The sequence below is a fragment of the Mesorhizobium sp. M5C.F.Ca.IN.020.32.2.1 genome (genome assembly GCF_004023105.1).
In the GTDB taxonomy this organism is placed as follows: Bacteria; Pseudomonadota; Alphaproteobacteria; order Rhizobiales; family Rhizobiaceae; genus Mesorhizobium; species Mesorhizobium wenxiniae.
This window is the reverse complement of record NZ_RZSX01000496.1, coordinates 1-4,763: the sequence shown is the minus strand read 5'-3', so window position 1 is coordinate 4,763 and position 4,763 is coordinate 1. Positions and strand designations below refer to the sequence as shown.

The window sequence follows — 4,763 nt, the reverse complement described above, 5'->3', positions numbered from 1 at the left end:
CTGGTCGACTTCAAAAATTACGACGAAGCCGCCGGCTACCGCTGAGGAGAACGCTGATGACCTACAATTTGATGCGGGCGTTTGCCGACAGCTGGGGCCTGGTTGCGATGGCGCTGTTCTTCGTCGGGTGCATCGCCTTTGCCCTACGCCCCGGCAGCCGAAGGCTGGCCGACGAAGCTGCCCGCATTCCGCTCGAGGACGAGTGATCATGAGCGACGAGCACATCGATGAGGTCTCCGGCGTCTCAACCACCGGCCATGAATGGGACGGCATCAGGGAGCTCAACAATCCTCTGCCGCGATGGTGGGTGATTACCTTCTACGTCACCATAGCGTGGGCGCTCGTCTATACGACCGCATACCCGGCATGGCCGATGCTGACCTCGGCAACCAAGGGCATGCTCGGCTATTCAAGCCGTAAGGACGTCAAGAACGACCTTGCCGCGGCCGAGGCCGCCAAGGGCAAGTATGTTGCAGCCATCCAGGCAAAGAGCGTCTCGGAGATCTTGACCGACGATGCCTTGCGCGAATTCGCGGTCGCTGCCGGGGCTGCCGCGTTCAAGGTCAACTGTACGCAATGCCACGGCTCCGGCGCTCAGGGGTCGAAGGGCTTTCCCAACCTGAATGACGATGACTGGCTCTGGGGCGGCAGCCCCGACCAGATCAAGCAGACGATCACGCACGGCCTCCGCTTTGCTTCCGATCCGGACACGCGACTGTCAGAAATGCCGGCCTTCGGCGACATCATCACCGCCGACCAGATCGCACAAGTCAGCGCCTACGTGGCCAGCCTTTCCGGCAAGGTCCGCGATGCAAGTCTGATCCAACCCGGCGCCAAGGTCTTTGCCGAGAACTGCGTCGCTTGTCACGGCGACAATGCAAAAGGCAACAGGGAATTCGGCGCCCCCGACCTGACTGACGCGATCTGGCTTTACGGGTCCGGCGAGACGGCCATCGCCGCCCAGGTTCGTGCGCCAAAGCAGGGCGTCATGCCGGCCTGGGTTGGCCGTCTCGGCGAGATCAAGGTCAAGGAACTTGCAGTTTATGTCCATTCGCTTGGCGGCGGAGAATAGGAATGGAAGCCCTATTCTTCGGTCACCCCTGCCAAGCGGACGAGGCCCGGCGCGAGCCGGGCCTCGACACCATTCCTAATGCGATCTGCACAACCCGGCAAGGCTGTCCTACCGCGAGGCTTTTCGACAGGTGCCCCTGACATTGGCTGGGAAAGTGGAGTTGCACGTGCGTGACAAGACGCAGTTGACACGGCTCGAAACAGAAACTGTCAATGCCGCCAAAACCCGCAAGCCCCTTTATGCCGCGCGTCAAAAGATCTTTCCGAAGCGCGCCTCGGGCAACTTTCGCCGCTTCAAATGGCTGGTGATGACGATCACACTTGGCATCTATTACCTGACTGCGTGGCTGCATTGGGATCGTGGCCCATTTGCCCCGGACCAGGCCGTGCTGCTCGATCTCACCAATCGGCGCTTCTACTTTTTCTTCATCGAGATCTGGCCGCAGGAATTCTTCTATGTGGCCGGCCTCCTGGTCATGGCCGGTGTTGGACTTTTCCTGATTACCTCTGCTGTCGGCCGTGCCTGGTGCGGCTATGCATGTCCGCAGACCGTGTGGGTCGATCTGTTCCTTGTCGTCGAGCGTGCGATTGAGGGGGACCGCAACGCCCGCATGAAACTCGATGCCGGCCCCTGGACCGCCCGCAAGCTGATGCTGCGGGTCTCGAAACACGCCATCTGGCTTGTCATAGGGGCGGCGACCGGTGGCGCCTGGATTTTCTATTTCGCTGATGCACCAACACTTGTGGGCGAGCTTTTCACCGGTACCGCCGCACCTGTCGCCTACATCACCATCGCCGTGCTGACGGCGACGACCTACACCTTCGGCGGCCTGATGCGCGAACAGGTCTGCACCTATATGTGCCCATGGCCGCGCATCCAGGCAGCCATGCTCGATGAGAATTCGCTCACCGTCACCTACAATGACTGGCGCGGCGAGCCGCGATCGCGCCACGCCAAGAAGGTGCAAGCCTCGGGGCAGTCCGTCGGCGACTGCGTCGACTGCAATGCCTGCGTCGCGGTCTGCCCAATGGGAATCGACATTCGCGACGGCCAGCAGCTCGAATGCATTACCTGCGCGCTGTGTATCGACGCCTGCGACGGCGTCATGGACAAGCTCGGCAAGGAGCGCGGGCTGATCTCCTACGCGACGCTCTCCGACTACAACGCCAACATGATGCTGGCGACCGCAGGCGGCTCCAGTTCAATCAATCCGTCGCTGGTCAGGACTGCTGTCGGCACCTTCTCCGATCAGGTGGCGCATTTTCACATTCGCAAGATCTTCCGGCCGCGCACCTACGTCTACATGGGCTTGTGGTCGCTGATCGGGCTGGGCCTGCTCTATTCGCTGCTGACGCGCGATCGGCTCGAACTGAACGTGCTGCATGACCGCAATCCGCAATTCGTCACACTATCCGATGGCTCCATCCGCAATGGCTATAGCGTCAAGCTGCTCAACATGATCCCTGAGCCAAGGACAATCGTCGTCACCATGCAGGGTCTGGAGGGTGCCGACATGGTCGTCGTCGGCGACGACATCCCGGCCGGCCGGTCTTTCGCCATCCCGGTCGAACCCGACCGCCTGAAAACGTTGAAGGTCTTCGTTCGCCAACCGGCGGACCAGATCCACGCCCCGGCACAGACCTTCAAGTTCCGTGTCGAGGATAAGGCGAGCTTCGAGTCGAACGAGTACGCCGCCACATTCAACGCGCCAGAGGCCGCCAAATGACCGCCAATGCCCAAAAGCCTCGCGAATTCACCGGCAGGCACATGCTGGCCATCATTCTCACCTTCTTCGGGGTGGTCATCGCGGTCAACCTGACCATGGCCACGCTCGCCAATACGAGTTGGACCGGCCTCGTCGTCGAGAACACCTATGTGGCCAGCCAGCAATTCAACAAGGAGGCCGAGGCCGGCCGCGCTCAAGCAGCGCTCGGTTGGACCGGCAAGCTGACCATCGCATGGGGCGAAGTCCGCTACAGCCTCTCCGACGCTGCAGGCAAGCCGGTTCCTCTGCACGGCGTCAAGGTGCTGTTTCGTCATCCCGCCTACGAGAAAGAGGACAAGTCCGTCACGCTCGCCCTCGCCTCCGGCCAGGAGTTCGCCGCCCAGCATATGCCGAAGGACGGCGTCTGGATCGTCGAAGTCGACACCGATGCCGGCCTGACACGACCCTATCGCGACGTCCGCAGGATTATGATTTCTCATGGAGCGCTGCAATGAGCTGTTGTGCACCGGGCGCTGAAATGGCGCTGGATCTGAACGGCGCCACGTCGGTCCTGCCATCCAGCCAGGAGATCAGGTTGGCGAGCCGATCGCTTGGCGATGATCTTCGGCAGACCGATCTTTCAGTGCCGACGGTTCATTGCGCCGCCTGTATCCAGACGATCGAGGCGGCACTTGGAAAGCTCGATCACGTCGAAAGCGCGCGCGTCAACCTGTCGACGAAGCGGGTCGCGGTCCGGTGGCGAGGAGACGAGGTGCCACCCTTCGTCGCCGCGCTTGGCAGGCTGGGCTACGAGGCGCATCTGTTCACACCCGAGGTCGATGACAAGGACAAGACGCTTGCCGAACTGATCCGCGCTGTCGCTGTTGCCGGCTTTGCGGCGGGGAACATCATGCTGCTTTCGGTCTCTGTCTGGTCCGGCGCCGAAGGTGCTACCCGCGACCTGTTTCACTGGGTCTCGGCGCTGATCGCCATTCCTGCCCTCGCCTTCGCCGGCGGAATCTTCTTCCGTTCGGCCTGGAATGCTTTGCGCCATGGTCGCATGAATATGGACGTGCCCATCGCGGTCGGTGTTTCGCTCGCCTATGCCATGAGCCTCTATGAGACGATCAATCATGGCGACCACGCCTATTTCGACGCGTCGGTATCGCTGCTGTTCTTCCTTTTGATCGGGCGCACGCTGGATCATGTGATGCGGGAGCGTGCCCGGACTGCCGTGAAGGGCCTGTCTCAGATGGCCGCGCGTGGCGCAATGGTGATGCGCGGCGACGGCGCGCGCGACTATCTGCCGGTCGGCGAGATCGAACCAGGCATGCGGTTGTTGATCGCGGCCGGTGAGAGGATCCCCGTCGACGGCAAGATCATCCAGGGAACGTCGGATCTCGACTGCTCGCTGGCCTCAGGCGAAAGCACGCCGAAAAACGTGGCGCCGGGCGAAGCAGTACAGGCCGGCGTGCTCAATCTTACCGGCCCGCTGACGATCCAGGCGACAGCCGCCGCAAAGGATTCGTTCCTGGCGGAGATGGTTCGGCTGATGGAATCCGCCGAGGGCGGTCGCGCGCACTATCGCCGCATCGCTGATCGCGTGTCGGCACTCTACGCGCCCCTGGTTCATCTCACCGCCTTCGTGACATTCCTGGGCTGGATGGCGGCGACCGGCGACTGGCACCGGGCGATGACGATCGCCATCGCTGTTCTCATCATCACATGCCCCTGCGCGCTCGGCCTCGCCGTGCCGATCGTCCAAGTGGTCGCGGCGCGGCGGCTTTTCGAGAGCGGTATCATGGTCAAGGACGGTTCGGCCATGGAGCGCCTCGCGGCGATCGATACTGCCGTGTTCGACAAGACCGGCACGCTCACGCTCGGCCAGCCCCGGCTGGTCAATGCGGACTCGATTGATCCGGGCATGCTGGCAATCGCCGCCGACATGGCCGCGCATTCGCGTCACCCGTTTTCAAAGGCCATGAC

At 62.2% G+C, this 4,763-nt stretch carries 5 protein-coding genes; all 5 read left to right on the top strand.

The annotated features are described in order from the left end of the window. The first annotated feature begins 56 nt into the window (after positions 1 to 56). A complete protein-coding gene (locus EOA86_RS22645) occupies positions 57 to 206 on the top strand; it encodes a cbb3-type cytochrome c oxidase subunit 3 (RefSeq protein WP_024502864.1) in 150 nt (49 codons plus the stop codon). A 2-nt stretch (positions 207 to 208) separates the two neighbouring features. After that, positions 209 to 1,072, top strand: a complete 864-nt coding sequence (gene ccoP, locus EOA86_RS22640; protein WP_029354960.1) for a cytochrome-c oxidase, cbb3-type subunit III — start codon at positions 209 to 211, stop codon at positions 1,070 to 1,072. A 166-nt stretch (positions 1,073 to 1,238) separates the two neighbouring features. After that, on the top strand, positions 1,239 to 2,798 hold the full coding sequence (gene ccoG, locus EOA86_RS22635) for a cytochrome c oxidase accessory protein CcoG (RefSeq protein WP_029354962.1): 1,560 nt from the start codon (positions 1,239 to 1,241) through the stop codon (positions 2,796 to 2,798). Then, on the top strand, positions 2,795 to 3,292 hold the full coding sequence (locus EOA86_RS22630; RefSeq protein WP_091595779.1) for a FixH family protein: 498 nt from the start codon (positions 2,795 to 2,797) through the stop codon (positions 3,290 to 3,292). The genes ccoG and EOA86_RS22630 overlap by 4 nt, the downstream gene beginning before the upstream one ends. Further along, a partial coding sequence (locus tag EOA86_RS22625; RefSeq protein WP_164891909.1) for a heavy metal translocating P-type ATPase occupies positions 3,289 to 4,763 on the top strand: 1,475 nt, incomplete at its 3' end. The genes EOA86_RS22630 and EOA86_RS22625, both read left to right, overlap by 4 nt.

What these genes read in the sequence shown, in the direction of transcription:
- ccoP (WP_029354960.1), top strand. Translation starts at nt 209, where the DNA reads ATGAGCGACGAGCACATCGATGAGGTCTCCGGCGTCTCAACCACCGGC.
- EOA86_RS22630 (WP_091595779.1), top strand. Translation starts at nt 2,795, where the DNA reads ATGACCGCCAATGCCCAAAAGCCTCGCGAATTCACCGGCAGGCACATG.
- EOA86_RS22645 (WP_024502864.1), top strand. Translation starts at nt 57, where the DNA reads ATGACCTACAATTTGATGCGGGCGTTTGCCGACAGCTGGGGCCTGGTT.